We start from the raw sequence: 26,963 nt of genomic DNA, 5'->3' as shown, positions 1-26,963 counted from the left end.
AGAACATCAGTCCAAGGGCGGCACAGGCAGCCCGCGCTTGGCGTAAAAGGCATCGACAAAGGCGGCCAATGTACCTTGTTGAATAGCCTCGCGTAAACCAGCCATCAAGCGCTGGTAATGACGCAAGTTATGGATCGTATTCAACATACTGCCCAACATTTCGCCGCATTTATCCAGATGATGCAGATACGCGCGGGAGAAGTTCTGGCAGGTATAGCAATCGCAGGTCGCGTCCAGGGGCGAATCATCGTGGCGATGGAACGCGTTACGGATTTTCAGCACGCCGGTATCGACAAACAGATGGCCGTTGCGCGCGTTGCGCGTGGGCATCACGCAATCGAACATGTCGACGCCGCGGCGCACACCCTCAACGAGATCTTCCGGCTTGCCTACCCCCATAAGGTAACGAGGTTTGTCAGCCGGCATCCGCCCTGGCAGGTAGTCCAGGACCTTGATCATTTCGTGCTTGGGCTCGCCCACCGACAGGCCGCCGATGGCCAGGCCGTCGAAGCCGATCTTTTCCAGGCCTTCGAGCGAGCGCATGCGCAGGTTCTCGTGCATGCCACCCTGAACAATGCCGAACAGCGCCGCAGTGCTGTCGCCGTGGGCGTTCTTCGAGCGCTGTGCCCAGCGCAGGGACAACTCCATGGACACCCGGGCGACGTCTTCATCGGCCGGGTACGGGGTGCATTCGTCGAAGATCATCACCACGTCCGAGCCCAGGTCACGCTGGACCTGCATCGACTCTTCCGGGCCCATGAACACCTTGGAGCCGTCGACCGGCGAGGCGAAGGTCACGCCCTCTTCGCGGATCTTGCGCATGGCGCCCAGGCTGAACACCTGGAAACCGCCGGAGTCGGTGAGGATCGGGCCCTGCCACTTCATGAAGTCGTGCAGGTCGCCGTGTGCCTTGATCACCTCGGTGCCCGGGCGCAGCCACAGGTGGAAGGTGTTGCCGAGGATCATGTGCGCGCCGATCGCCTCGATGTCGCGCGGCAGCATGCCCTTGACCGTGCCATAGGTGCCCACCGGCATGAACGCCGGGGTCTCGACCACGCCACGCGGGAAAGTCAGGCGGCCGCGACGGGCCTTGCCGTCAGTGGCGAGCAATTCGAAGGACATACGACAGGTGCGACTCATGCTTGATCCTCGGGGCCGCGTGGCGCCGGATTGCGGGTGATGAACATGGCATCACCGTAACTGAAGAAGCGGTACCCGTGTTCGACCGCCGCCGCGTAGGCAGCCATGGTCTCGGGGTAACCGGCGAAGGCCGAAACCAGCATCAGCAGCGTGGATTCAGGCAAATGGAAGTTGGTCACCAGGGCATCGACCACATGGAACGGCCGGCCCGGGAAGATGAAGATATCGGTATCGCCACTGAAGGCCTTGAGCTCGCCATCACGGGCGGCGCTTTCCAGCGAACGCACGCTGGTGGTGCCCACGGCAACCACGCGCCCGCCACGGGCCCGGCAGGCAGCCACGGCGTCAACCACATCCTGGCCGACCTCCAGCCACTCTTTATGCATGTGGTGATCTTCGATGCGCTCGACCCGCACCGGCTGGAAGGTACCAGCACCTACATGCAGAGTGACAAAGGCGGTTTCCACGCCCTTGGCGGCGATTTTGGCCAGCAGTTCTTCGTCGAAGTGCAGGCCGGCGGTTGGCGCGGCCACGGCGCCAGCGCGCTCGGCGTACACCGTCTGGTAGCGCTCGCGGTCGGCGCCTTCATCCGGACGGTCGATATACGGCGGCAGCGGCATGTGGCCAACGCGATCAAGCAGCGGCAGTACCTCTTCGGCAAAACGCAGCTCGAACAGCGCATCGTGACGGGCGAACATCTCGGCCTCGCCACCGCCATCGATGAGAATCTGCGTGCCAGGCTTGGGCGCCTTGCTCGAACGCACGTGGGCCAGTACCCGGTGGCTGTCGAGCACGCGCTCGACGAGGATTTCCAGCTTGCCGCCGCTGGCCTTCTGGCCGAACAGACGCGCCGGAATCACCCGGGTATTGTTGAACACCATCAGATCGCCCGGGCGCAGATGCTCGAGCAGGTCGGTGAACTGGCGATGCGCCAGTGCCCCGCTCGGCCCGTCCAGGGTCAACAGCCGGCTGCTATGGCGCTGCGCCAGCGGATGGCGAGCGATCAGGGAATCAGGGAGCTCAAAGGAGAAATCGGCGACGCGCATGATGGTGTTCGGTTCGACAGGGCCGGAAAGTTTAGCCGAAACCGTGAAAATTGACCATGAAAGCTGATTGACCAACGGTAGGCGCCTCTCTATACTTCGCCGCCACAAGCCCTGATGGCGGAATTGGTAGACGCGGCGGATTCAAAATCCGTTTTCGAAAGGAGTGGGAGTTCGAGTCTCCCTCGGGGCACCAAACGCAAAAAGAAACCGACCCCAGGGTCGGTTTTTTTGTGCCCGGCAATTCAAGCACAAGCCACCAGGCGCCGCACTTGCCGGTGGATCTCATCGCCGTGATTCAACTCGGCCGTGCGCAGGTCAAACGCCGTCTGCAGGTTGAGCCAGAACTCCGGCGTAGTGTCCAGGCAAGTGGCGAGGCGCAAGGCCATGTCTGCCGAAACGCCACGACGTCGAGAAAGAACCGCATTTATCGCAGAGACAGACACGCCCAACGCGCGAGCCAAAGCGGCGACACTAACACCCAACTCACTCTGAAAATCTTCGCGCAGGACTTCCCCTGGGTGTACCGGACGCATGGCGTTTTTGCAGATCATGATGCACCTCAGTGAAAGTCCGTTATTGCAACACGTGCAGGCCTAGCGCATTGCGCAGTGGATAGCCCTTTATTGCACCACCCCACACGCAATCCGCGCCCCACCACCACCCAACGCCTGCGGGTGATCGCTGTGGTTATCGCCGCCGCCATGCACCATCAGCGCATGGCCCTTGAACTCGTCGGCCTTCAGGCGTGGGGCCAGGACCGGGTAGCGGGCGGTGCCGTCGGCGCTGACATACAAGGCGGGCAAGTCGCCCTTGTGCCCGGCATCGTCGTACGGGCCCAGGTGTTTTTTACTCTGCTGCGGGTCCCAATGCCCGCCCGCAGAACCTGCCAGCGTGGTCTTGCCGTCGGCGGTGGCCGGTGCGCAGGAGGGGTTTTCGTGCAGGTGAAAGCCGTGTACGCCCGGCGGCAAGTCGCGCAGGTCAGGCGTGAGCAAAGTGCCGTACTTATTCTGTTCAAGGGTAATGGTACCGACAGGTTTGGCGCTGCCGTCGGCGCCCACCAGGGCCATTTCCACGGTCTGGGCCTGAGCCAGGCCCGCTGTTGCCAGGGCGGCGGTGAACAGAAGTGCTTTCATGATGTTGCTCCTTGTGGGTCGATGCAGCCGAAGGGCACCTTATCAAGGTGGACCCTGGCGCAGCGTGGGGATTCCATTACCAGCTTTGTCGAAGTGTGTAGGATCACTGTTCCCCTCATTTGCTGATCGAGTCGCGCCATGCAATTGACCCACCGCCCCGTCCAGCCTCAGGACATCGCTGCCATCTGCTGCTTCCCCCAAGGCCCTGACGAGCTGTTCTACATGTTCCCCAAAGCTGCGTACCCGCTGACACCCGCGCAATTGAGCGAGGCCATCGCCCAGCGCAGCGGCTCCACTGTGGTCGAGGGCGACGGGACGGTGCTGGCCTTTGCCAACTTCTACAAGGCCGAGCACGGCGGCGTGTGCGCCCTCGGCAATGTGGTGGTGGCCCCCGCCGCGCGCGGTCATGGCGTGGCACGTTATCTGGTGCAGAGCATGATCGAGCTGGCTCGCAGCCAGTTCGAAGCGCGCGAGGTGCAGGTGTCGTGTTTCAACAGCAATGCCGCCGGGCTGCTGCTTTATCCACAGCTGGGCTTTGAGCCTTTTGCCATCGAGGAGCGCCAGGGCCCTGGCAATACCCGGGTGGCGCTGGTGCAGATGAAGCAGGCGCTGTAATCGATCGAGCACCAGATTCAGATGGATGCGATTTGTGAAACCATCGAGCGTTGACCTGCGTCCGGATAGCCCACTAATAGCGAGCGCTTCGCGCTCGATCGCTGGCAGGGCCAGCTCCCACAGGATTGGGCGAACACAGGTCCACTGTAGGAGCCGGCCTTGCAAGCCTTACCTGGTTGTCCGTGGGACTGGGTTTGCAACAAGCCGAGAACACATCCGCCAAAACCCAGTGATGATTTCCCCGGCGCGGCCGTTATCCTCAAGGTAAGCCCCTGCCCATGAGGTAACGATGTTTCAACAATGGAGCGAAATGCTGCAGCTCTACAAACGCAGCCGCCCGAACTATTGGCACGCCATCCGCAACAATCCGCTGGCCCCGCACCTGTTGCCGACCTGGCTGGTGGTGCTGGCAACCGTCCTGGTGGTCAGCGCCTCGTTCAGCGTGCAACAACACCCCCTAGGCCCGGTCACGGTGATGCTCAGCACCAGCCTGTGCATGTGGGCGATGTTGCTGGCCCGTGAGTACTTTGTCGCCGAGCAGTTCAAAAGCCTGTATCAACGCCACGCCATCGCCAGCCAGCCGCTGCTGCAGCGCGACAGCTACCTGCGCTACGCGCATTTCCTGCAGATGCTTGAGCAGAACGCTGTCAGTGCAGCCCAGGCTGGCGAGATCGCGGCGTTTGCGAAGATCTCCGAAAACCCGCCAAAGTCGTTGAACCTGACCCAGAACGCGATGTTCGTGGCGATCATCACCTTCCTCGCCACCATCGCCGCCGAGAAGGCCAAGCTCACCGAGCTGTGGGCGTTCGGCAAAGGCAACCTGGTCATCCTGTTGACCTTCGCCGTGTTGCTGGTGCTGTGGTTCGGCCTGATGGTGGTGCGTGATCACCTGCACTACAAGGAGCGGATCATCCGCTACCTGGAATGGGCCAGCCATGATCTGCCCAAGCCCTGATCATCCTGCGGCTTTCAAGCCCGCACAAAGCGCTGCCGGAGCACATCGCTCAAGGCATCGACCAGCAGCACCAGCACCAGCATGGCGATGATCACCGTGCTGGCCCGGGCTTCCTGGAACAGGCTCAGGGTGGTGTAGAGCATCTGCCCCAGGCCGCCGGCACCGACAAAACCCAGCACGCTGGCCATGCGGATGTTGTTTTCCCAGCGGTACAGGCTGTAGGCAAGCATCTGCGGCCAGAGGTTAGGCAAGGTGCCGAAGCAGAATGCAGTGACCTGGCTGCCGCCTTGCAGACGAATGGCCGCAGCCGGCTCTGGCGGGGCGTTTTCCAGTGCCTCGGCGAACAGCCGGCCGAGAACACCTGAGGTGTGCAAAGCCAGGGCCAGGGTCCCGGCATTGGGCCCAAGGCCCGCGGCCAGGACGGTCAAGGCCGCCCACACCAGCTCTGGTATCGCGCGCAGGGCGTTAAGCAGCAGGCGCGCAACGCCTTGCAGCGGCCAGCCGAACCGCCCGGCGGCAGGCAAGGCCAGCATCAGCCCGAGCACCACCGCTAGCAAAGTACCCAGGCCCGACATGGCCAGGGTTTCCAATGCGCCCTTGGCGACCGCCCGCAGGTGCTCGGGGCTCAGGTCGGGGCTGAGGAAGCGCAGCGCATAAGCGCCCATCTGCCCTAACCCGCCGTTGCCAAACAGCGCCTGCAGATCAAGGCTCAAGTAAGCGAACGAAGCTGCCACCGCCGCCACCAGTGCCAGCACCAGCGCGGTATTGATCAGCACTCTCATGCCAACCTCCCGCGCAGCAGGCGGCTGAGCTGGTCGGCCAGCCATACCAGCAACAGAAATGTCAGCAGCATGCTCGCCACCTCGGCGCCGGCGAACATGCGCATGGAGAGGTCGATCTGCTGGCCGAGCCCCCCTGCACCGACAAAACCCATCACCACCGAGGCACGGATCGCACACTCCCAGCGGTACACCGTATAAGACACCAGCTCCGCCGCCGCAGTCGGCAGGATGCCGTAGCAGAACGCGCTCAAGCGGCTGCTGCCGGTCTGCAACAAGGCATGCGCCGGGCGCTGGTCGACCGATTCGAAAATCTCGGCATAGACCTTACCAAGCATGCCGCTGTAGGTGATGGCGATGGCCAGCACCCCGGCGGTCGGGCCCAGGCCCACGGCACGCACGAACAGCAGCGCCCAAACGATCTCCGGCACGCTGCGCAAAAAGATCAACAGGCCGCGCACCGGCAGACGCAGGGTGCGCGACCAGAAGCCCAGGCGACCGCCACGGGAAGCGGCGCGCAACGACAGCGCCCGGCTGGCCAGCAGGCTGGCCGGGATCGCCAGCAGCAACGCCAGGGTCATGCCGGCGGTGGCTACGGCCAGGGTTTGCAAGGTGGCCTCAAGCAGCAGCCGAAGAAAGTCCGCTTCATGGGCTGGCGGCCAGAAGGCGCTGACAAAATTACCCATCTCCCGGCGGTTATCGGCCTGCAGAAGCACCCCAGGGTTGAGCTCGCTGAGGCGGATACCCGGCCACAGCAAGGCTATCGCCAGCAGCGCCAGCAACAGCCTGGGCAACGCCGCCGGGTCACGGCGATCGGCCTTCAGCATCGGGGAATCTGCAGGTTCAAGGCCGGCAGCGGTAACGCCGGCGGCAGCAGTTGCTCGTTGGCATACAAGGCATCGAGCATGGCGCTGGACACCTCGCTCGCCGGGCGGTCAAAGACGATGCGCCCCTCGCGAATACCGATAACCCGCGCAAAATGCGCCAGCGCCAGCTCTACCGCATGCAGGCTGGCGATCAGGGTCACGCGGCGTTCGCTGGCATGCTGGTTGAGGGTTTTCAGGCTGTGTTCGGCGAGCACCGGGTCCATCGCCGAGACCGGTTCGTCAGCCAGCAACATCTGCGGTTGCTGGTACAACGCGCGGGCAATGCCGACCCGCTGCAACTGGCCACCGGACAATTGCCCGCACTGGACAAAAATCTTCTCGGCCATGCCAAGGGTCGTCAGCACCTCGCGCACACCGGCGACATCCGTCGGGTGAAGCAGGTTGAGCAGCCCGCGCAAGGTGCTCCACTGCCCCAGGCGCCCGGCCAGTACTGCGGTTACCACCCGCTGGCGTGGTGGCAACGGCGGCGTCTGGTGGATCAGGGCGATACGCGCGCGCAGGCGCTGAAGCGCAGCGGCGGACAAGCGCCAGGGTGTCACGCCGAGCAGCTCTACGTTGCCGGTACTGGGCGCGATGGCCGTGCCCAGCAGTTGCAGCAAGCTCGACTTGCCCGCGCCCGACGGGCCGATGATCGCCACCCGCTCGCCGACGCCAACCTGCAGGTCGATACCGTGCAGCGCCTGGACCTGGCCGTGGCGCAGGCTGGCGCCGCGCAAACGGATGGTCATTTCAGCAAGTCGGCGGCGCGCGCGGCCTCTTCGATGCCCTTGTAGTTATCCGGGCTGGTTTCGATGAAGCGGCTCGCAGCCTGCAGGTCGAGGATGGCTTTGTCGCCAGGTTTGGCCGGATCAAGGTCGAGGAAGGCTTGCTTGATCCTGGCTTTGAGTGCCGGCTCGAGGCTGCCGCGCACGGTCCAGTTGTAGTCGTAGTAGCTTGGGGTGGTGGCGAACACCTTGACCTTGTTGGTATCGACCTTGCCTGCGGCCACCAGTTTGTCCCAGACGCTGGCGTTGAGCACGCCGGCGTCGACCTTGCCGGCCTGGACCCAGGCGGCAGTGGCGTCGTGGGCACCGGAATAGGCAACACGGCTGAAGTAACTCTCCGGCTTGATGTTGTCATTCTTGAGCATGAAGTAGCGCGGCATCAGGCTGCCCGAGGTGGACGAAACAGAACCGAAGGCAAAGGTCTTGCCCTTGAGGTCGGCAAGGCTCTTCACATCAGGATTGGCAGTGATGAATTTGCTGGTGAACTTGGCATCCTGTTCGCGCTGCACCAAAGGCGTGGCGGTCGGGTCCTTGAGATGTACCTGGACGAACGTAAAGCCGCCGAGCCAGGCCAGATCCAGGCGATCGGTGGCCAGCGCCTCGACCACCGCCGGGTAGTCGGCCACCGGCACAAACTGGACCTTCATCCCCAGCTTCTGCTCCAGGTACTCGCCCAATGGCTTGAACTTGCGCAGCAGTTCGGTCGGCGCTTCGTCAGGGATGGCACTGACTCGCAGTGTGTCGGCCGCCATGGCCAGGTAGGACGAGCACGACAATACCAGGCCGGCAAACAGCGCCAGGGGACGTTTGAGCATGGGGATTCTCCGGTTCAATAGCGGGGAAAGGGCCACACGGGCCACCCCGGAAATTATAAGAGGCATCGGCGTAAAGACCAGCTTTGCTACACTCGGGCCTTCACGAATTTTCGAGGTGCGTATGAGCGAGCCGATTCGCCTGACCCAGTACAGCCATGGCGCCGGCTGTGGCTGCAAGATCTCTCCGAAGATGCTCGAGGTGATCCTCGCCGAAAGCGGCACCCAGGCCCTGGACCCCAAGCTCTGGGTCGGCAACGCCTCGCGCGACGACGCAGCCGTCTACGCCCTCGATGACGAACGCGGTGTGGTCTCGACCACTGACTTTTTCATGCCCATCGTCGATGACCCCTATGACTTCGGCCGCATCGCCGCCACCAACGCCATCAGCGACATCTACGCCATGGGCGGTGACCCGCTGATGGCCATCGCCATTCTTGGCTGGCCGGTCAATGTGCTGGCGCCGGAAGTGGCCCGTGAAGTGATCCGTGGCGGCCGCGCCGTCTGCGCCGAGGCCGGTATTCCGCTCGCCGGGGGCCACTCCATCGATGCCCCCGAGCCGATCTTCGGCCTGGCCGTGACCGGCGTGGTGCAAAAGCGCCACATGAAGCGCAACGATACCGCCACCGTCGGTTGTCGCCTGTACCTGACCAAGCCGCTGGGCATCGGTATCCTCACCACCGCCGAGAAAAAAGCCAAGCTGCGCGACCAGGACAAGGGCCTGGCCCGCGACTGGATGTGCACCTTGAACACCCCGGGCAGCCGCTTCGGCAAGCTGGCCGGGGTCAAGGCCATGACCGACGTCACCGGCTTCGGCCTGCTCGGCCACCTGGTGGAACTGGCCGACGGCAGCGGCCTCAGCGCCCGCCTGAACTACAGCGCGGTGCCCCGCCTGCCGAGCGTTGAGCACTACCTGAGTGAGGGCTGCGTTCCGGGCGGCACCCTGCGCAACTTCGACAGCTATGGCGAAAAAATCGCCGCGCTGAGCGACGAGCAAAAGCACCTACTGTGCGACCCGCAAACCAGCGGCGGCCTGCTGGTGGCGGTGGCGCCAGAGGGTGAAGCGGAGTTTCTCGCCGTGGCCGGCGAACTGGGCCTGAACCTGGCGCCAATCGGCGAGCTGGTCGAGCGACAGAGCCATGCAGTTGAGGTGCTTTGATGCGCGACAACTGCACCGACTACCGCCAGCTGTTTCTTAACGATGTAGCCATGATGGACATGCGCGCCCCGGTCGAATTCAGCAAGGGCGCCTTCCCCCACGTGATCAACCTGCCGCTGATGAACGACCTTGAACGGCAGAAGGTCGGCACCTGCTACAAGCAGCAGGGCCAGCAGGCCGCCATCGCCCTCGGCCATCAACTGGTCAGCGGCCCGCTCAAGGACCAACGCATTGCCGCCTGGGCGGCCTTCGCCCGGGCCAACCCCGAGGGTTACCTCTACTGCTTTCGCGGCGGCCTGCGCTCGCAGATCGCCCAGCAGTGGCTCAAGTCTGAAGCCGGCATCCACTACCCCAAGGTGGTCGGCGGTTACAAGGCGATGCGCAACTTCCTGCTGCATACCACCCAGCAAGCGGTAACCGACTGTGACTTCGTGCTGATCGGCGGCCTCACCGGCACCGGCAAGACCGAGGTGCTGCAAACGCTGGACAATGCGCTTGATCTGGAAGGCCACGCCAATCACCGCGGCTCAAGCTTCGGCAAACGCGCTACCGGCCAGCCGGCACAGATCGACTTCGAGAACCAGCTGGCCATCGACGTACTGAAAAAACGCGCACGCGGCGTCGAGCAATTTGTACTCGAAGATGAGGGCCGCATCGTCGGCAGTTGCACCCTGCCGCTGGAGCTTTACCAGGGCATGCAGCACTACCCGCTGGTGTGGCTGGAAGACAGCTTTGACAACCGGGTCGAGCGGATTCTGCGCGATTACGTGATCGACCTGAGCGCCGAGTTCGTTGCCTTGCACGGGGATGAAAACGGCCTGCCGCAGTTTGCCGAACGCCTGACCCAAAGCATGGCCAACATCCTCAAGCGCCTCGGCGGCGAGCGTTATCAGCGGTTGTCGGCGTTACTCGAGCAAGCGCTGCAAGAGCAGCTTCACACGGGTGAGGTGGACCTGCACCGAGCCTGGATCAGCGGCCTGCTCAACGAGTACTACGACCCGATGTACGCCTACCAGCGCCAGAGCAAGGCCGAGCGTATCGAGTTTGCCGGCGACCAGCGCGAAGTGCGCGAGTACCTGCGTGCTCGCGCCCCCCGGCGCTGACCTTAAGGCTGCAGCAAGGCCTGCAGTTCATCGGCGCGGTCGCGGGTGCTGCCGAGGATGCAACCGGCACCATTGAGCTGATCCATGGTGCCGCCGGTGAGGCTGTAATACAGGTTGCAGTTGGCGTCGCGGTACTTGATCCAGGCCCGCTGGGCTTCACGCAGCTGGGTTTGCTGCGGCCCTTCGAGGCTGGCCATGGCCTTTTTATAGGCACTGTTGAGGCGGCTGTCCTGGCGCTTGATCTCGGCGCCGTTGCAGTTGTTCATGGCCAGGGTGGATTCGGCGGTTTTCATGCAGGCGCTGTAGGCCTGTGAGTATTCATCCTGGGCCTGGGCTATTGAAGAACAACAGACCAACAGGCCGACAAGCAAAAATGGATGTTTCATTCTGCGGACTCCTTCTTGGGTGGGAGCGGCGGTGCGACGCCTCGACTTGCCCCGCGATCAGGCCGGCCATATTGACACACCTGCATCACCTTCTCGCGCAACCAGCGATGCCCCGCCTCCCCTTCGCGGCGCTGATGCCAGGCCTGCTGGAAGGCAAAGGGTTTGATTGCCAATGGTGGCGCAAACCTGCGCAGGTGTGAATCCAGCGCACCGCTGTCCAGGCTGCGGCGGGCCACGGTCAGGATCAGGTCGGTGCCGGCAATCACTTCCTGGGCCGCGGTCCAATGGGGCAAGGCCAGCGCCACCCGGCGCCGGGCACCGATGCCCTGGAGCGCCAGGTCAATCTCGTTGTCGATACCCGGACGCACTGCCACCAGCACATGCGGCCGTGCCAGCCACGCATCCAGGCTCAGGCCGCCCCGCACAGGCAAACTGCTGCGATCGGCGATGCAGGTGAAGGACTCTTCGAACAGCGTCTGCGCCCGCAGCTCCTCGGCCATTTGCGGAAACACCGCCAGAGCCAGGTCCGCCTCGCCGTCGAACAGCTGGCCGAGCATGGCCTCACGGCTGCCCTGGGAGACAATCAGATCGATCCCCGGCGCCTCTTCGCGCAACATGCGCATCAAGCCGGGCAACACTACCCGCGCGCCGTAATCAGACATCGCCAGACGAAAACTGCGCTGCGCCCGACGCGGGTCGAAACCGGGGCTGCCGAGCAAGCCGTCGAGCTGCTCCAGCGCCTGCTGCAAAGGCTCGATCAGGGCCTGGGCGCGCGCCGTGGCGTGCAGACGACCACCGCGACGCACCAGCAACGGATCACCGAACAGCTCACGCAGTTGCGCCAGGGCATGGCTGACCGCCGGCTGGCTACGATGCAGGCGCAAGGCCGCGCGCGAGACATGCTGCTCGGCCAGCAGCGCGTGCAGGGTCAACAGCAGGTTGAGGTCGATCCGGCGCAGATCATCCATCAGACGAATAACTCCTGTGCAGCATTCGAATTTCCATTATTGGGATGGATAGCAAAGACTTTGGCAAGCCACTTTTGAGAGCCATGCCATGAACTTGCCCGCTATTACCGCCACCTTGCTGCCCCTGACCATCGCCCTGCTGGCCGGCGCCGCCGTGCCCTTCCAGGCCGGCAGCAACGCAGCGCTCGGCCGCCTGCTCGGGCACCCGTTGTGGGCGTCGCTGGTGTCGCTGGCGGTGAGTGTGCTGATGGTGATCCCGGCATTGCTGGTTTTGCGGGCGCCGCTGCCACAACTCAATGCCTTGGCCCAAGCGCCCTGGTGGGCCTGGTTGGGCGGCGTTGCCGGGGTTGCCTACATCACCGCCGCACTGGTGCTGACGCCAAGGCTGGGCGCCGCCGGCTTCATCGTTTGCGTAATTGCCGGGCAGGTGCTGTCGTCGTTGATCATCGACCAATGGGGCCTGATGGGTTTGCCCGAACGCCCGGTCAACGGCCTGCGCCTGGCCGGGGTCGGGCTTATCGTGGTCGGCATGCTGGTAGTGCAGTGGGGAACCTCGGCGTCCGCCCGCTAGATGGCGTCCTTGTCGATCTCGATCGGTGGCAGCGGCGGTTCGATCACTTTCTTTATCTGAAAGTGCAGGCTGGGGGTCTGGATGGCGTAGACGATGACAATGTTCAATACGATTGCCAGGCCGCCATCCAGCCAATTCCAACCGGGTAGCTGCGCGCCCTTGAGCCCCTGCCGACACCACCAGGCCTGCATGACGCAGAAGAAGCTGATCGACAGCAACCAGAGGTAATAACCCGGGCCAAAACCGGTAACGTCGAGAAAGCTGTAACTGTGATTGTCGGGCAAGCGCTCCACCATCAAGGCACTGAGGCCCAGGTACAGGGCGCCGAGGCCAAGCACCAGGGCCAGCCAGCGCCAACGCCGGTGCACAAGGATCGCCAGCCCCAGCAACGGGTTGGCAAACCAGCCGTAGATCTGCATGACGATGCCCCAAGGCCCGAGCAACAGCACCTGCAGGGCATGCAAAGAGCCATCGGCCGACAGGTGAATGGCCTTGCAACTCAGACTCAGCAGGTACAGCGCCAGGGTGATCGCAACGTAAAAGCGGGCCATCAATTGCCTCCACATTCAATGCACGAGGTTGGCTCGGGGGCCGAGCGGAACGGCACTTTACTCCAGGGCGTGAAGGCCAGCGGCACGGTCAACACGATGCCGGCGACCAGCCCCCAGGCCGGCCAGCCCAGCAGCGGCACCTTGCTGCTGTTCGCAGGTTCGTGGCGGTAACGCCACTGGCCGAGAATGAACACCAGCATCGCCAGCAGCCACACGTAGTAACCGATCAGCAGCCCCGGTCCGTTGGCCGAATCAGGCACCGGGGTCAAGCCGAGCCAGCCCAGCGGCACCATCAGGCCACTGAGCGCCAACGCCGCGCAGCCCAGGTACAGGGCTACCTGCGGCTTGGTCCGGTGCATCACCAGGGCGGCGAAATACAGTGGGTTGGCAAACCAGAAGGACCCGTTCAACACCCCCAGGGCCAGGGCGTGCATGCCGCGCATTACGTCGTGCTCACGGGCGCAGGCCTGGAGGAACAGGCTGGTCAGGTAGCAGGCCAGGCTTAAGGTCAGATAATTGAACGGCACCAGGCAATCCTTGCTGGTAAAAGAGCGCGCGACAATAGCGCAGACCGGTGGCCTGCGCAAAGTCGCCCGGCGCTTAGTAGGTGCCGCGCAGGGTCAGCATGAAGTTGCGGGGGTCGCCGTAGTAGTTGCCATAGGTGGAGGTTCCCACGGTCTGGTAGTACTTCTTGTCGAACAGGTTGTTGCCGTTGAGGGTCAGGTCCCAGTGCTCGTCGACCTTGTACTCGACCAGTGCACTCCAGGTCGCATACCCCCCTTGGGTGAAGTCGAACGGCACATCACGCTCGGCGATCGAACCATCGCCATTGAAACGGTTGGTGGTGCCGGATACGTAAGTCGCACTCTGCGCCTGCACGCCGCCACCAACCTTGAAGTCCTGCAGCACACCCGGCAGCCGGTAAGTGGTGTAGAGCTTGAACAGGTGCTTGGGCATCACCGTGCTCAGCGAGGTATTGGCACTGCGGTTGCGATTGAGGTTGAAGGTATAGCCACCGATCAGCATCCAGTCCGGGAGCAGTTCCCCCGACGCTTCGATATCGATGCCCTTGCTGACCACTTCACCGTTGTCCAGGTAGCAGCAGCTGCCGGCAAACAGATTGCTCGCCGAGGTGAAGCGCGGGTCACGCACCGCTTCGTTTTCACGGGTGGTGTAGTACAAGGCAATGTTGGTGTTCAACGCGCCGTCGAACAGCTCGCCCTTGAGGCCGGTCTCGTAGGTCTTGCCGGTCATCGGCTGCAACGGGCTGCCCGGTTGCGGGCCGGCCAGCTTGTTGGCCTGTGGCTTGTAGATCTGCGAGTAGCTGGCGTAGGCCGACCACTGCTCATCAAGGTCATAGACCACGCCACCAAACGGCGTGAGCTTGGTGCCGATGCGCTGGTCGACTTGCGAAGCCACGCTCCATTGCTCGCCGGTGCGGGTCTGGTACATCTGCTCGAAGTGGTAACGCTGGGCGCGGGCACCGAGGATCAGGTGCAGCGGTTCGGCCAGTTGCAGGCGCAGGCTGGAGTAAAGGCCGTACTGACGCTGGGCGTTGGGGTTGTAGTCGCGGCTGTAGTCGGTGTGGTTGGCAGGCTCCGGCCAGGGCGTGGCGTCGGGGTCGAAGACATTCACCGGCCCGCCAAAGCCGGGATGTGGCGCGGTGCCCAGCCAGCGGCTGTCGATGCGCTGGTAGTCAGCCCCCAGTATCAGCTGGTGATCCAGGCCAAAGGCCTGGAAATTGCCGGCCAGGTTGACGTCGTACAGGTGCTGTTCGTTTTCCTGGCGGCTCTGGGTACCGTACCAGGTCACGCCGCTGCCGCTGATCGGGTCAACCGCATTGAGGGTCGACGCGGTCTTGAACCAGGACACATCCCAGATGTTGGTGTACGACAGGTTGAGTTTCCAGTCGTCGTTGAAGCGATGGTCGACCTTGGCGAAATACTCGCGCGCCGTGGTGTCGGTGAATGCCCAGGACTGGGTCAGGCCGGTGTGCCGTGGCAGGCCCAGATCGGCACCATTGCTGTAGCGCGGCACAGCGGCGTTGGTGCCGTTCTCATGGGACTTGTTGTAGCGCACGCCGAAGGTGAGCATGGTGTCATCGCTCACGTCGGCTTCCATCACGCCGTACACCAGCGGCTTTTCCGTGCTGCGCTTGTCGATGAAGTACTGGCGGTCGGTGTTGGCCACCACCAGGCGCCCACGCAAGCGGCCGTCCCAGCCCATGGGCCCGGTGATGTCGAGTTCCTGGCGATAGTTGTCCCAGCTGCCGGCCGACAGGCTCAGTTTGAGCTGGTTCTCGGACATCGGCCGCTTGCGCACCATGTTGATGATCCCGCCCGGGTCGCCCGAGCCGCCGAACAAGGCCCCGCTACCACGCAGCACCTCGACGTGGTCGAACTCGGCCAGGTCGAAGATGTTCGACGAATAGAACGAGCCCATGGCCGTGCCCAGCGCCTGCGGGGCGGCGCCATCGATCTGCAGGTTCTGGATGGAAAAACCGCGCGAGATGAAATCCTGGATGCGGAAAGTCGTGCTCTGGGTAATCACTCCCGGTGTCGCCTTCATCGCTTCGTTGATGTCGGTGAGCTGCTGGTCTTCGATCAGCTGACGGGTGATCACCGCCACCGACTGCGGCGTTTCGCGCAGGCTGGTCGGTGACTTGGAGCCTACGCTGATCAGCCCCGGGGCATAGGAGCCGGTATTTTCCGTACTTTCGCCCATGCCCTGGCCGGCCACCGTGGTGACCCCCAGTTCCAGCACCTGGGCTGCCGGTGCAGCGGCTTGCGGTAGCAACACATAACCGTTGTCACCCTGGGCAATACGGTAGCCGCTGCCCTCGAGCAAGCGGGCAAAACCGTCTTCAAGGGCGAAGCTGCCCTGCAGGCCGGCTGTGTTACGCCCCGCCAAATCAGCCGGATCGAAGGCCAGGGCGACGCCGGCTTGCTGGGCGAAGCGGTTGAGCGCTGTGCTCAGCGCACCAGCAGGCACGTCGAAGCGCTGTTGTTGACCCTGGGCCATTGCTGGCACAGCGACTGCAGTCAGCAGCAGGCCGCTGCAGGCCAGCTGTACACAGAGCGCCAGAGGGCTCAAAACGGGGCGGCCAGTAAATCGGCGCATGGTGAGAAGGCTCCTTGTTTAATCATGTTGGCTTCTAGAAGGACGGGCCAAGATGAGAATGAGGAACCAGTCGCGAACAATTACTTATCAGCACTGCGGCGCTCGATACGCGTCCACCAGGCCGTATGCGAATGAATCGATATCGGCAGCACTTCAGCCAGCAGCTGCAGGGCCCGCTCGCTGTCGTCCAGCGGCAGCACTGCCGACACCCGCAGATCAGCCAGCGCCTTGCGGTCAAAGCTCAGATGGCCGCGGCGCTGGCGGGCCAGGGCATCGAGGACATCCACCAGCGGCGATTGCTCAACCACCAGTTGATGACGCTGCCAGGCCTGGTCAACACTGGCCGGATCAATACTGGCCAGCAGCCCCAGGTCATCCCGGCGAACCCAGGCCCGCCCGCCTTTGCCCACCGCCAGCGACTTGTCCTGCTCGGCACTGCGCACCATCACTTGGGATTCGAGCATGGTCAGTTCGCTGCCGGCACCGCCACGGGCAACCACGAAGCGCGTGCCCAGGGCCTGGAACGTGCCGTCGGCGGTGGCCACCACGAAAGGCCGGCTGCTGTCGTGCGCGACATCCACCAGCACCTTGCCGCGCAACAGTTCGATACGTCGCTCGTGGGCGCTGAAGCGCAAGTCCAGGGCCGAGTTGCCTTCGAGGATGACCCGCGTGCCGTCGCTCAGCGTGTGGCTCTGCCATTGCGCTGGCGCGGTGTGCAGGTCGGCCAGCAGGTTTTGCGGATGCCAGCCGGACAGGCTCAGGGGCACGCCCAGTGCTGCCAGCAAAGCCAGGCCCAACAGCACCCGTCGTGGGTACTGCGCGCGCCGCTGGGCATTTGCAGGCGTGCGCAGTGCGGCGCGCACCGGCTGGCGTTGCGGGCGCAGGCTGTGCATCTGTTCGAGGATCGCCTGCATGCGAGTGAAGGTGGCTTCATGGCGAGCGTCCTGCCGACGCCAGGCCTCCAGCGCCTGGCGCTCTGCCTCACTCAGCTCACCCTCGCCCAGGCGCAAAATCCATTCGGCGGCGTGCTGTTCGATTGACGCTTGGGCCGTCATCGGCAATCAAACATTAACGGCCTGGTGGCAATGCACCAGGGCCTGCATCAGGTACTTGCGCACCATGCGTGGCGAAACCTGCAGGCGCTCGGCGATCTGCACCTGGCTCAGCTCGTCCAGGTAATAGTCGACAAAGGCCTGGCGGGCCTTTTCATGCAAGCCCTCGAGCATGAAGGTAATCTGCTCCAGCGCCTCCAGGGTCAGGAGGATCTGCTCGGGCGACTGATGGCCCTCCATGACCTCGACAGTCAGGGCCAGTTCGCGCAGGTAGGCGTCTTCGATCTGCTGGCGACGTGCCCGATCGATGATCAGGCGTCGCGCCGTGGTACTGAGGAAGGCACGCGGCTCGCGAATACCCAGGAGCGTGTCGCGCGAGCCGAGGATGCGTACAAAGGTGTCCTGTGCCAGGTCCGCCGCATGCTGTGAACAGCGCAACTTGCGCCGCAGCCAGTTGAACAACCAGCCATGGTGCTCGCAATACAGCGTATGGATCGCGCGTTGCAGCGGCGGCTCGGCGACGGACATGGCGCACTCGCAAGTGTGTAAGTGAGAATTGTTCCGAATAATATCCAGATGCCCGACCGCAACGCAACCGCCAGGCAGCGGTCAGGATTCAACCGTCCAGCGGCGCCTGATCGAGCAGCAGCCCGTACAGCCCCGAGTCCGAAAGCTCTCCGGCCACGCACCAGCGCTGGCGCAACAGCCCTTCAAGGACGAAACCCTGGCGCTCCAGGGTACGCGCCGACCCCTGGTTGCGCGGGTCGATCTCGGCCTCCAGCCGGCGCAGGTGCAGGCCATGGGCCAGGTAATCGATGAAACAGGTCAGCGCCTCGTCCATGTAGCCACGGCCCTGCGCGCAACTGGCCAGGCAATAGCCGATTTCGCCACGGCGCGAGGTGGGCTCCAGGTTGAACAGCTGGGTCATGCCGATCAGCTCGCCATTGTCGCGCCGATAGATTCCCAGCTTGAGCATCTGCCCGGCGGCGTACGCGTCGCGGTCTTCGGCCAGTGCTGCCTGGGCCTCTGCCAGCACTTGCCAGGGGCCGTGGTTCCAGTAACGCATGACCTGCGGATCGGCCATGATGGCAAACCACGCCGCAGCATCCTCGGCCACCATCGGGCGCAGTTGCAGGCGCGGGCTTTCGAGGCACAGGTCAGCGGGAAAACTGTACATGCGGGTCACGCGGGACCTCCTGTCCGATTCATCAACCCGGCAGTGTAACCCTCAAGTCACGCCTCAGGCGACTTCGGCGCCCTCGTCCGGCCAGATCGGCTCGTTGGCCTCCAGCGGTGGCAGGCCATAGGCGGCACGGGCGGCATCGCAGCTGGGGTTGGCTTCGCCATTGACCCAGGCCGCATCGAACTCGCGACAAGGGGTTGAGCGCTGTTCATACAGGCTGCAGCTGACCCCTTTGCCGATCTCGCCCTCAAGCCCGATGCAGCGACAGGGCTTGCTGTCGGTGCCGATCATCGCAACGCGGCTGGGGCTGATCTGGACCACCAGATCGTCGGGCACGACACCACCCGCCGACGTGCACTCACCCCAGAAGAAAGACACACGGAAATACCCGCAGCAGGCGCCGCAGTTCAAACAAGGATTATGTTCGGACATGATGAGAAGGGGGGGAGGTTGATTATCGTTATAGGGAGAAACCCGCCGCCATTCTATGCTTTGCCGGGTGTTTGAGAAGGGGGGTAATGCAGAAATAAATCGCCGCTGACGGACGGTTGTTTCGCGGGAAAAACCTGCTCCAGCTGTAGGAACAGGTTTGACCCGCGCCCGGGTCAGTGCTTACTTCTGGGCCGGCTTGCTGCCGATGCCATCAGCCCGGAACATCTGGCGAATACCGCGTACCGCCTGGCGGATACGGTCCTGGTTCTCGATCAGGGCAAAGCGCACATGATCATCGCCATAGTCACCAAAGCCGATGCCCGGCGACACACAGACCTTGGCCTCGGCCAGCAGCTTCTTGGCGAACTCCAGCGAGCCCAGGTGTGCATACTCTTCGGGAATCTTCGCCCAGACGTACATCGACGCCTTGGGGTTCTCGACCATCCAGCCCAGCTCGTGCAGGCCCTTGACCAGCACGTTGCGGCGCTGGCGATACTGCTCGGCGATATCGCGCACGCACTGCTGATCGCCTTCCAGGGCAGCAATGGCCGCGACCTGCAGCGGGGTGAAGGTGCCGTAGTCGTGGTAGCTCTTGATGCGGGCCAGGGCGCTGACCAGCTCGGGGTTGCCGACCATGAAGCCGATTCGCCAGCCGGCCATGTTGTAGCTCTTGGACAGGGTGAAGAACTCCACGGCAATGTCCTTGGCCCCCGGCACCTGCATGATCGACGGCGCCTTCCAGCCGTCGTAGACGATGTCGGCATAGGCCAGGTCGTGGATCACCAGCACGTCGTACTGCTTGGCCAGGGCCACCACCCGCTCGAAGAAGTCCAGCTCGACGCACTGCGCGGTCGGGTTGGACGGGAAGCCGAGGATCATCATCTTCGGTTTCGGAATGGATTCGCGGATCGCCCGCTCCAGCTCATTAAAGAAGTCCACGCCCGGAATCAGCGGCACCGAACGCACCTGGGCACCGGCTATCACCGCGCCATAGATGTGAATCGGGTAGCTGGGGTTGGGTACCAGCACGGTGTCGCCATGGTCGAGGGTGGCGAGCATCAGGTGCGCCAGGCCCTCTTTGGAGCCGATGGTGACGATGGCTTCGCTTTCCGGGTCGATCTCGACCTCGTAGCGGTCCTTGTACCAGCGCGAAATCGCCCGGCGCAGGCGCGGGATGCCGCGGGACGTCGAATAGCCGTGGGTGTCTTCGCGCTGGGCGACCTGCACCAGTTTCTCAACGATGTGCGGCGGCGTGGCCCCGTCGGGGTTGCCCATGCTCAGGTCGATGATGTCTTCGCCACGACGGCGTGCAGCCATCTTGAGCTCGGCGGTAATGTTGAAGACGTAGGGGGGGAGACGATCAATGCGCGCAAAGCGGCGCGGCGAACCTTGGTCAGCCATGGCTTCCTCGAAGACGTAAGCGCCCGGAACCGTCCGAGCGACGTTGGCCACTGCGGTGGCCGAAGCAGAAGATAGGGCCTCGACCGCCGCGCTGTCCAGCACAAAAACAGGCGTTAACGGATTTCCTTGTAGGACGATGCCTGCCATTTCACGGCTGCAGCCAGGCCCTCGGTGGGCATAAGACCGCTGCCTTTCACCGCTGAAAAACTCGTACCCTGGTTGCCCAGCGAAACGGCGCGCTCACCCTTTTCAGCTTCGGTCAGCACGATATAGGAATGTTTGCGCATTGCCTGGTACTTGCTTTCGTCACGCTCAAGCACCTGATGATAGGCCTGCAAGTCACGTTCGTTGAGGTTAAGCATCTTCTGCAATTTGACGCCCCAGCGGGTCAGGCAGACTTCGGCAAAATGGCGAACGATCAGCCCGGGCTCGGCCAGTACCTTGCCGCCAGCGGCGCCGTCGGCGGCCGCGTTGCCCACCAGTGTGGCGTGGCGCCCCGGCATCGGGTAGACATGGCAACGGGTGGCGTCATGGGTTTTGGGAACTACGCAGGCAAAGCCCTTGGAGCGCTCGTCGCGGGAGAAGAAACCTACGTACTGTTTGACGTTCTCGCCCAGTTGCACGCGATGGCGGTCGAAGTTACCAATGCCCGGCACCGGATCGATGGCGAATATATTCACTGGAAGCTTTTTCAGCTCACTGTCGCCAAGCATGGCATTGGCCAGCATGTGGCAGCTGACGGCGCCCCTGCTCCACCCCACCAGGTTGACCTGGGTGGGAATGACGCCTTCCTTGCGAAACTGCTTGCTGATCTGCTCCTGGAGCAACTGCGGGGTAATCTTGCGATTGCCGTAGTTGTAGGTGCGCCAGAACCAGGACGCCGTAGCGGTCGAGTTGGGGATAGGGATGCCAGCAGCCTTCAGGCGCTGATACTCCTCCTCGCTCAGTTCCGTGCGCTGCCAGTTGCTCTGCCCCTTGATGATCTGCAGTGCGTGCTGGACGTTCTCCTCCCAGCCTTTGCCGAACAAGGTCTGGTTCCAGTTGTAATAACCACCGGGTTCGACGAACAGTTCATCGGCTTGCAGGTTGCCACTGCCCGGGCCATCGACGGCGATCCAGTGGGCATACTCCTTGCCCTGGTCGTTTGAAGCGAGGGTCGAAACCAGCTCGCCATTCCAGAAGTTGGGGTTGTTGTCGTCGAATCGGTGCGACCCGGTGCCGCAAAAATACACGGTCAAAACACTCATGCCATGATCCTGTCAGGTTGAAGATCACGACACGCTACCGCCGGCACAGCACCCGCGGCAGGCGGAAAGCCTCCCGGGCAGCGGGCACCGACCGCTGCCAGGGAGTGTTCGGCTCAGTACACCTGAACCCGCCACAGCTCACGGGAGGCCGAGGCCGGCGACATAGGCAAGCGGCCATGCAGGGTCTGGTAGTTGTCGATCAGCACCAGATCACCTTCGACCCAGTCATGGGCGATCAGGCATTCATCGTCGTAGACCAGGGCATTGAGCTGCTCAAGCAGGGCCTGCTGGGCCTGCGCCTCAAAGCCTTGCACCTCCTGGCTCAAGGTCTGCAGGCTGGAGTCGGTGCCTTCCTGATAGCGCAGAATGCGTTCGCCGGTGCGCGGGTGCAGGTCGACCAGGCTGTAGTGACGCGGCGAACCACCAAAGTAAGTCATACGCGTGTAATAGGTGATATCAACCGCCTGCCACAACCGCGCCACCTGGTTGCCAACCTTGCGCAAGGCATTGCGGCTGTCGACGATGGTGGTCTGCCCTTCCCCCGGTTGCGGCGCAGTCTTGCAATAGAGCATGAACTTGCTTGCGCAGAACTTCGGATCGCGCTGAACCTGAGCATCGCTGTCCGGCAGCATGTTCAGGTCCCAATGCAATGGAGTCTTTTCCAGCGAGTGCACCACGCCTTCGGGTTTGTCCGCCGGCTTGACCACATGCACCTTGCCGAACGCCCACTGGTAGATGGTGCCAAAGCGCTCGCAGTCGCGGGCAAAGCTGTCGCGGTCTTCGAAGCGGCAGCCACGCAGGCAGACAAAGCCGAAGGTCTCCACCAGCGCTTCGAGCAGCTGCGTCGAAAAACGTTCGAAGCCCAGCCCCAACGGGTCACGTACCACCAAGCCGAACAACGGACGCTTCTGCAGCTCGAACTCGAAGCCCTGCAGCGCTTCGCCGGTGCTCTCGTGGTACAGCCACGGGCGCCCCTGGTACTGCACCAGCACATGCTTGTCGATGTCCACCTCGGCACGGCCGCGCAGAGTCTGGCTGCCATCCAGGTGGCGCACCGGCACCGCATGCCAGGGGCTGGACACCCGGGTCAGGCCGTCGGCCAGGGCCACGGTGAATTTTGGCCCGGCATTGTCGTACTGATGCACCGACAGGCGGATGTCGTCGGGGAAGAAGCGATTGACCGCGGCATTCAACGCCTGGCCGCGGAACATCATCTGGTAGGCCTTGTAGCCGATCTGCTGCAGGTGCTCGTCTTCGCTCTGCCCAGCTTCGCGGCACAGGCGCAAGTCGTTGTAGAGGTGGCTGCAGAGCTTGTCGTGGGCGTGGCTGAGGGTTTCATCATGGCGGCTCTGCTCGATCAGTGCCTCGACGTTCTTCCACGGCAAACGTGCCTGTTTGACCAGGGTCGCGCGTACGGCATCGGCACTGCTGGCCTGGGGGAACAGGTCTTCCATGCTCACCCAGTTGATCGTGTGGGTGGTGCACAACTCGCGCAGGGCCTGGTTGTAGGCTTTGCGCAGGTCATCAGGTACACCAACGATGTCGTTGAAGGTGGTGCCATCGCTGAGGATCGACACCACGCAGCCCGGCGCGTGCAGCGCGGCGATGTCCTGGCCGAGTTGGTCGAGGCGCTCGATGGCCATGGCTTCGCCGTAATCCGGCATCGTGCCGAAGGTCTGGTCGCGGGCGTTCGGCGACTTGCACGGGAAGCCCGGCAGCACCAGACGCACCGGCGCCTGCTGATCGTAGAAGCGGGCCAGGCTGACGGCCAGATTGGCCCTGCCCGCCGCGTCGAAGCGATCGTCATTGTCCTTGAGCAGATAACCCGCCAGCACGTCGCTGACCGCCTTGATCCAGGTGTCCTTGTGTTGCATGACCTTTCTTCCTTGAGAGGTGGTGTTTCAACGTTGGCTGGCGAGAGTGCCAGCCATGCAAGAAGTGAGTGCCTGTTGCAGGGCCCGCAACAGCTCTGCCGGCTGCTCGCAGTAAAGATCCGCCGCCTGTGCCTGCAAGGCATAGACCGGGCCATAGCCCCAGGTCACGGCGGCGCAGTGCATGCCGGCCGCCCGCGCGGTCATCAGATCGATGACGGTATCGCCGACAAACAGGCAACGCGCGGGCTCGACGGCCAGGTAGCGGGCCGCCTCCAGAGCCGCGTCAGGCTGCGGCTTGAGCGGGTGGCCGCGGCGCTGGCCAAGGACAAGCTCGAAGGTGCCCGACGGGAACAGCTGCGCAGCCACCTGCAGCGCCATGTCATGGGCCTTGTTGGTGACGATGGCCATCGGCAGTTGCAGCCGGCGACAGCCTTCAAGCAGCTCCGGCACGCCATCGAACGGTCGCGAGTACTGCACCAGGTGCTGCTGGTAGCAGGCGATGTAGTGCTCATGCAGAGCCTTGTCGTCGGCAATCCCCAGGCGCGCGGCAACCCGCTCGAGCATCGCCCCGGTACCGCCGCCTACGTAGGCACTGATGGTCTCCAGTGACAGCGGCAGGTAGCCCTGCTCTTGCAGCACGTGGTTCAGGCACCAGACGATATCGGGCAAGGTGTCGACCAGGGTGCCGTCGAGGTCGAAGATCACCGCATCAGCCGCCAGCGCTACCGGCATCATTGCGCACTGGCGTAGTGGCAAGGACGGCCCTGGCGGAACACCAGGCGGCTGTAGCGCTCATCGATGTTGCTGCGCTTGTCGAGCATCACCACCCCGCTACGCTTGATCGCCACCGAGTGCCAGGGCGTACGCCAGAGGTCGCTGGTAGGCACCAGGCGAATGCCGATTTTCGCCGATACCGCCAACTGCGGGTGGATCGACAGGCGCAGGCACTGTGGATAACGCGCCTGCAGCAAGGCACTCCAGGCTTCACTGCGCTGGATCACCCGTTGCGAGGCCGGCTTGGCGATCTTCTTCACCGCGTTCAGGCTCATGCCGGCGAACTCGCCAAGGCCTGAGTAATCCTCGGACAGAAAGCGGTGGATGCCGCAGTACATCAGCATCATGTGTGGCTCGTCCTGAAAGCGCTGGCCCAGCGCAATCAGCGACTGGCCGTACTCGATCATCAGCTCTTCGCGCATGGAGTCCAGGCAACCCAGTTGCGGATAGGCATCCTTGAGATCGAACAGGGCGAAGCTGTTCGGGTAGTGCTGCTCGGCGTAGCGCTGGATCTCGTCGGTGTAGGCTTTGACGTGCTCATCCGGCACGCGCACCAGGTCGGAGAACACATAGCCGTCGGAGCAGATGTGAATCAACGCACCCGGTGCGTACAGGGCCTGGATTTCCGCGCACAGCTGCTGCAGCTCGTCGATGGCGTGGCGCTCGGCAAGGTCTGGCAGGTGGCTGAGGGTTTTCTGCCGGTTCGGCGATTTGCCCGGGAAGGCTGGCAGAACCATCTCGATGCGCTGGCCGGCTTCGATGGCGGTGAGGACTTTATCCAGATGCGGTTCGAGCACCTCGGCCGACAGCTCGTCATCCTGCCCGGGCGCCAGGCTGCGACGACGGAACAGGCAATCGAGCACCTGCAAGGCGGTGTCGAAATGAGCGGAAGTGTGGCGTTCGCGCAACAGCGCGAGGCACGCCCGTTGAGCAACGGCGTTTGGCTCGGTCATGAACAGTCCCTTGTGTGATGAATCACGGCCAGCATCCTCTGGCCCTGCGCAGATACTCCTTACCTGCGCGGCGATAAAATCCGGCAAACACGGGGTACTTGTCAACAGCAGTTTCGGTCGTTTGTAGAAACGCCGCACAAACAAAAACGCCCCAGGCTTCGCAGCCTGGGGCGTTTTCATTACACGCTGATGAATCAGTGCGCGTAAGTCAGCAGCAGCTCGGTCGGCACTTTGGTGTCCAGCGACATCATCACGCTCAGGGCAGTGATGGTGAAGATCGAGAACACGAACAGCTTGCGTGCCCACAGGCGGTCATCGACAGCCTTGTAGCCGGTCCAGGCCATGTACAGCCAGTACATGCCCATGGCCGCGGCTACGGCCATGTAGCTCATGCCGGCGTAGCCACCCAGGGTCAGCATCAGGGTCGCTACCAGGAACGCCACGATGTACCAGAGGATGTGCTTCTTGGCCACCAGGATCCCGCGCTTGACCGGCAGCACCGGAATCGATGCGGCCAGGTAGTCGTTGAAGCGGAAAATCGCAATGGCGTAGGAATGCGGCATTTGCCACAGGCTGAACATCACCAGCAGGGTCAGTGCAGCCAGGTCGAAGCTATTGCTTACCGCGCAATAGCCGATCACCGGAGGCATGGCACCGGACAGGCTGCCCACCAGGGTGCCGTGCACCGATTTGCGCTTGAGGTACAGGCTGTAGAACCCGACGTAGATGACAAAGCCGATCAGGCCGAACAACGCTGCCAGAGCATTGGCCTGCACATACAGCAGGCCAAGGCCGGCCACCCCGAGAAGGGTGGCGTAGGCCAGCGCGACTTTCAGCGAGATCTGGCCCTGGACCATCGCCCGGTTCTTGGTGCGCTCCATCTTGATGTCGATGTCACGGTCGATGCAGTTGTTGAACACGCAACCAGACGCCACCACCAACGAAGTGCCAATCACCGTGGCCAGGAACAGCATGAAGTCGACATGCCCTTGCGCGGCAAGGAAGAAACCGCCTGCCACAGAAAGCACGTTACCGAAAATGATCCCCGGTTTGGTGATTTGGATAAAGTGCTTAACGGACATGTCGTCTTACCTCACTTCGCCATCATGCTGGTGTGGATGCTGAACATGATCCACAGCGACAGGCCGACCAACAGTGCAATGACCATCACGGTAAACATGAAGGTCGACACGTTGGAGCGCTGCTCGGCGGAACGGTCCATGTGCAGGAAGTACACCAGGTGAACCACGACCTGGATGACCGCCAGGGCCACCACGACCATGATCGTGATGTCCTTCGGCATGCTCGGGAACATCACCAGGCCGAACGGAATCGCTGTCAGGATGACCGACAGGATGAAACCGATCACATAGGACTTGACGCTACCGTGGTTGCCCTCGGCGTGGCTGTTATGTGCGTTAGCCATTTACAGAACCCCCAGCAGATACACGACGGTGAACACGCAGATCCAGACCACGTCCAGGAAGTGCCAGAACAGGCTCAGGCAGCTCATGCGGGTCTTGGCGGTGCCAGTGATACCGTGCTTGTTGATCTGGTACATCATCACCGCCATCCAGATCAGACCTGCGGTTACGTGCAGACCGTGGGTACCGACCAGCGCGAAGAACGCCGACAGGAAGCCACTGCGCTGCGGGCCGAAGCCCTCGGCGATCAGGTGATGGAACTCATAGACTTCCATCGCGATGAAGCCGGCACCGAACAGGAAGGTGACAGCCAGCCAGCCCAGCACGCCGCCCTTGTTGCCTTTGAACATCTGCAACATGGCGAAGCCGAAGGTGATACTCGAGAACAGCAGCAGTGCGGTTTCGACCGCGACAAAGTCCAGCTGGAAAATGTCGTGACCCGACGGGCCGCCGGCAAAACTGCCGGACAGCACCGCGTAGGTGGCGAAGAGCGACGCAAACAGGATGCAGTCGGTCATCAGGTACAGCCAGAAACCGAATACGGTCATCTGGCCCGAGTCGTGGTGGTGGTCGTCATGCCCATGGTCGTGACCATGAGCATGAGTATCAGCGTTAATTACATGACTGGACATTG

General features: G+C 63.0%; 30 protein-coding genes and 1 tRNA gene. 6 read left to right on the top strand and 25 right to left on the bottom strand.

Annotation, left to right across the window (positions count from 1 at the left end; translation table 11 throughout):
• Nucleotides 1–6: 6 nt before the first annotated feature.
• On the bottom strand, nucleotides 7–1,122 hold the full coding sequence (tgt, locus tag ACZ9A3_RS01210; protein WP_162195925.1) for a tRNA guanosine(34) transglycosylase Tgt: 1,116 nt from the start codon (nucleotides 1,120–1,122) through the stop codon (nucleotides 7–9).
• Between the two features lie 14 nt (nucleotides 1,123–1,136).
• Nucleotides 1,137–2,186, bottom strand: a complete 1,050-nt coding sequence (gene queA, locus ACZ9A3_RS01205; RefSeq protein ID WP_123564392.1) for a tRNA preQ1(34) S-adenosylmethionine ribosyltransferase-isomerase QueA — start codon at nucleotides 2,184–2,186, stop codon at nucleotides 1,137–1,139.
• A gap of 108 nt (nucleotides 2,187–2,294) precedes the next feature.
• Here queA and ACZ9A3_RS01200 point away from each other — a divergent pair.
• Nucleotides 2,295–2,379 (top strand) — tRNA-Leu (locus ACZ9A3_RS01200).
• A 49-nt stretch (nucleotides 2,380–2,428) separates the two neighbouring features.
• On the opposite strand, the gene ACZ9A3_RS01195 is transcribed toward ACZ9A3_RS01200, so the two are convergent.
• Both ACZ9A3_RS01195 and sodC read right to left on the bottom strand, forming a co-directional pair.
• On the bottom strand, nucleotides 2,429–2,734 hold the full coding sequence (locus tag ACZ9A3_RS01195) for a HigA family addiction module antitoxin (RefSeq protein WP_093388223.1): 306 nt from the start codon (nucleotides 2,732–2,734) through the stop codon (nucleotides 2,429–2,431).
• Nucleotides 2,735–2,806: 72 nt separating this feature from the next.
• On the bottom strand, nucleotides 2,807–3,319 hold the full coding sequence (sodC, locus tag ACZ9A3_RS01190) for a superoxide dismutase [Cu-Zn] SodC (protein ID WP_476252052.1): 513 nt from the start codon (nucleotides 3,317–3,319) through the stop codon (nucleotides 2,807–2,809).
• 138 nt (nucleotides 3,320–3,457) lie between these two features.
• Here sodC and ACZ9A3_RS01185 point away from each other — a divergent pair, with 138 nt between their 5' ends.
• The gene (locus ACZ9A3_RS01185; protein WP_476252051.1) at nucleotides 3,458–3,934 is read left to right on the top strand and encodes an N-acetyltransferase family protein; all 477 of its coding nucleotides are present in this window, start codon (nucleotides 3,458–3,460) and stop codon (nucleotides 3,932–3,934) included.
• Nucleotides 3,935–4,223: 289 nt separating this feature from the next.
• On the top strand, nucleotides 4,224–4,889 hold the full coding sequence (locus ACZ9A3_RS01180; protein WP_093388073.1) for a hypothetical protein: 666 nt from the start codon (nucleotides 4,224–4,226) through the stop codon (nucleotides 4,887–4,889).
• Between the two features lie 14 nt (nucleotides 4,890–4,903).
• On the opposite strand, the gene phnE is transcribed toward ACZ9A3_RS01180, so the two are convergent.
• Genes phnE through ACZ9A3_RS01160 form a run of 4 tightly spaced genes read right to left on the bottom strand, consistent with a single transcriptional unit; the run spans nucleotide 4,904 to nucleotide 8,134 of the window.
• Nucleotides 4,904–5,671, bottom strand: a complete 768-nt coding sequence (gene phnE / locus ACZ9A3_RS01175; protein ID WP_093388070.1) for a phosphonate ABC transporter, permease protein PhnE — start codon at nucleotides 5,669–5,671, stop codon at nucleotides 4,904–4,906.
• Complete coding sequence (locus ACZ9A3_RS01170; RefSeq protein ID WP_213602383.1) at nucleotides 5,668–6,495, bottom strand: PhnE/PtxC family ABC transporter permease; 828 nt, start codon at nucleotides 6,493–6,495, stop codon at nucleotides 5,668–5,670. Before ACZ9A3_RS01170 ends, phnE begins: the two co-directional genes overlap by 4 nt.
• The gene (locus ACZ9A3_RS01165) at nucleotides 6,489–7,283 is read right to left on the bottom strand and encodes a phosphonate ABC transporter ATP-binding protein (protein WP_213602385.1); all 795 of its coding nucleotides are present in this window, start codon (nucleotides 7,281–7,283) and stop codon (nucleotides 6,489–6,491) included. Before ACZ9A3_RS01165 ends, ACZ9A3_RS01170 begins: the two co-directional genes overlap by 7 nt.
• A complete protein-coding gene (locus tag ACZ9A3_RS01160) occupies nucleotides 7,280–8,134 on the bottom strand; it encodes a putative selenate ABC transporter substrate-binding protein (RefSeq protein ID WP_213602386.1) in 855 nt (284 codons plus the stop codon). Before ACZ9A3_RS01160 ends, ACZ9A3_RS01165 begins: the two co-directional genes overlap by 4 nt.
• Before the next feature lie 121 nt (nucleotides 8,135–8,255).
• On the opposite strand from ACZ9A3_RS01160, the gene selD reads away from it, so the two are divergent.
• Together selD and mnmH are read left to right on the top strand one after the other, a co-directional pair.
• Entirely contained in the window at nucleotides 8,256–9,290 is a 1,035-nt protein-coding gene (selD, locus tag ACZ9A3_RS01155; protein WP_045196165.1) for a selenide, water dikinase SelD, read from the top strand.
• Nucleotides 9,290–10,393 (top strand): tRNA 2-selenouridine(34) synthase MnmH, encoded by a 1,104-nt coding sequence (gene mnmH / locus ACZ9A3_RS01150; RefSeq protein WP_476252050.1) that lies wholly within the window; start codon nucleotides 9,290–9,292, stop codon nucleotides 10,391–10,393. The genes selD and mnmH overlap by 1 nt, the downstream gene beginning before the upstream one ends.
• A 2-nt stretch (nucleotides 10,394–10,395) precedes the next feature.
• Here the strand turns inward: mnmH and ACZ9A3_RS01145 are convergent, their stop codons facing one another.
• Both ACZ9A3_RS01145 and ACZ9A3_RS01140 read right to left on the bottom strand, forming a co-directional pair.
• Nucleotides 10,396–10,779, bottom strand: a complete 384-nt coding sequence (locus ACZ9A3_RS01145) for a lysozyme inhibitor LprI family protein (protein ID WP_249744377.1) — start codon at nucleotides 10,777–10,779, stop codon at nucleotides 10,396–10,398.
• Complete coding sequence (locus tag ACZ9A3_RS01140; RefSeq protein WP_476252049.1) at nucleotides 10,776–11,747, bottom strand: LysR family transcriptional regulator; 972 nt, start codon at nucleotides 11,745–11,747, stop codon at nucleotides 10,776–10,778. Before ACZ9A3_RS01140 ends, ACZ9A3_RS01145 begins: the two co-directional genes overlap by 4 nt.
• Before the next feature lie 88 nt (nucleotides 11,748–11,835).
• Here ACZ9A3_RS01140 and ACZ9A3_RS01135 point away from each other — a divergent pair, with 88 nt between their 5' ends.
• Complete coding sequence (locus ACZ9A3_RS01135) at nucleotides 11,836–12,318, top strand: DMT family transporter (RefSeq protein ID WP_045196159.1); 483 nt, start codon at nucleotides 11,836–11,838, stop codon at nucleotides 12,316–12,318.
• Here the strand turns inward: ACZ9A3_RS01135 and ACZ9A3_RS01130 are convergent.
• From ACZ9A3_RS01130 to ACZ9A3_RS01060, 15 genes are all read right to left on the bottom strand, one after another.
• On the bottom strand, nucleotides 12,315–12,869 hold the full coding sequence (locus tag ACZ9A3_RS01130; protein WP_258596478.1) for a hypothetical protein: 555 nt from the start codon (nucleotides 12,867–12,869) through the stop codon (nucleotides 12,315–12,317). The genes ACZ9A3_RS01135 and ACZ9A3_RS01130 overlap by 4 nt on opposite strands.
• Nucleotides 12,869–13,396 (bottom strand): hypothetical protein, encoded by a 528-nt coding sequence (locus tag ACZ9A3_RS01125; protein WP_093388046.1) that lies wholly within the window; start codon nucleotides 13,394–13,396, stop codon nucleotides 12,869–12,871. Before ACZ9A3_RS01125 ends, ACZ9A3_RS01130 begins: the two co-directional genes overlap by 1 nt.
• Nucleotides 13,397–13,469: 73 nt before the next feature.
• Nucleotides 13,470–15,989 carry a TonB-dependent siderophore receptor gene (locus ACZ9A3_RS01120; RefSeq protein WP_258596477.1) on the bottom strand — a complete coding sequence of 840 codons (2,520 nt, stop codon included), beginning with the start codon at nucleotides 15,987–15,989 and terminating at the stop codon, nucleotides 13,470–13,472.
• Between the two features lie 80 nt (nucleotides 15,990–16,069).
• Nucleotides 16,070–17,044, bottom strand: a complete 975-nt coding sequence (locus ACZ9A3_RS01115) for a FecR family protein (RefSeq protein WP_093388040.1) — start codon at nucleotides 17,042–17,044, stop codon at nucleotides 16,070–16,072.
• 6 nt (nucleotides 17,045–17,050) lie between these two features.
• A complete protein-coding gene (locus ACZ9A3_RS01110) occupies nucleotides 17,051–17,569 on the bottom strand; it encodes a sigma-70 family RNA polymerase sigma factor (RefSeq protein ID WP_045196152.1) in 519 nt (172 codons plus the stop codon).
• An 88-nt stretch (nucleotides 17,570–17,657) separates the two neighbouring features.
• Nucleotides 17,658–18,227, bottom strand: coding sequence for a GNAT family N-acetyltransferase (locus ACZ9A3_RS01105; protein WP_093388037.1), 570 nt, complete (start codon nucleotides 18,225–18,227; stop codon nucleotides 17,658–17,660).
• 54 nt (nucleotides 18,228–18,281) lie between these two features.
• Nucleotides 18,282–18,656: a YkgJ family cysteine cluster protein gene (locus ACZ9A3_RS01100; protein ID WP_045196148.1), complete on the bottom strand. Its 375-nt coding sequence runs from the start codon at nucleotides 18,654–18,656 to the stop codon at nucleotides 18,282–18,284.
• Between the two features lie 180 nt (nucleotides 18,657–18,836).
• The gene (gene alaC / locus ACZ9A3_RS01095; protein WP_045196146.1) at nucleotides 18,837–20,057 is read right to left on the bottom strand and encodes an alanine transaminase; all 1,221 of its coding nucleotides are present in this window, start codon (nucleotides 20,055–20,057) and stop codon (nucleotides 18,837–18,839) included.
• Nucleotides 20,058–20,170: 113 nt separating this feature from the next.
• A complete protein-coding gene (locus ACZ9A3_RS01090) occupies nucleotides 20,171–21,304 on the bottom strand; it encodes a hypothetical protein (RefSeq protein WP_476252048.1) in 1,134 nt (377 codons plus the stop codon).
• Between the two features lie 113 nt (nucleotides 21,305–21,417).
• Entirely contained in the window at nucleotides 21,418–23,178 is a 1,761-nt protein-coding gene (locus ACZ9A3_RS01085) for an isocyanide synthase family protein (RefSeq protein ID WP_045196142.1), read from the bottom strand.
• Nucleotides 23,179–23,205: 27 nt separating this feature from the next.
• A complete protein-coding gene (locus ACZ9A3_RS01080) occupies nucleotides 23,206–23,910 on the bottom strand; it encodes an HAD family hydrolase (RefSeq protein ID WP_476252047.1) in 705 nt (234 codons plus the stop codon).
• The gene (locus ACZ9A3_RS01075) at nucleotides 23,910–24,905 is read right to left on the bottom strand and encodes an isocyanide synthase family protein (RefSeq protein WP_093388028.1); all 996 of its coding nucleotides are present in this window, start codon (nucleotides 24,903–24,905) and stop codon (nucleotides 23,910–23,912) included. Before ACZ9A3_RS01075 ends, ACZ9A3_RS01080 begins: the two co-directional genes overlap by 1 nt.
• A 194-nt stretch (nucleotides 24,906–25,099) precedes the next feature.
• Nucleotides 25,100–25,987, bottom strand: a complete 888-nt coding sequence (cyoE, locus tag ACZ9A3_RS01070; RefSeq protein WP_038997062.1) for a heme o synthase — start codon at nucleotides 25,985–25,987, stop codon at nucleotides 25,100–25,102.
• Between the two features lie 11 nt (nucleotides 25,988–25,998).
• Nucleotides 25,999–26,331, bottom strand: a complete 333-nt coding sequence (gene cyoD / locus ACZ9A3_RS01065; RefSeq protein WP_038997063.1) for a cytochrome o ubiquinol oxidase subunit IV — start codon at nucleotides 26,329–26,331, stop codon at nucleotides 25,999–26,001.
• Nucleotides 26,332–26,961: a cytochrome o ubiquinol oxidase subunit III gene (locus ACZ9A3_RS01060; protein WP_026001353.1), complete on the bottom strand. Its 630-nt coding sequence runs from the start codon at nucleotides 26,959–26,961 to the stop codon at nucleotides 26,332–26,334. It abuts the gene before it with no gap.
• Between the last annotated feature and the right edge of the window lie 2 nt (nucleotides 26,962–26,963).

Source organism: Pseudomonas sp. TE4620 (assembly GCF_056279045.1).
Note: the sequence above shows the minus strand (reverse complement) of the source record. Positions and strands in the feature narration are given on the sequence as shown.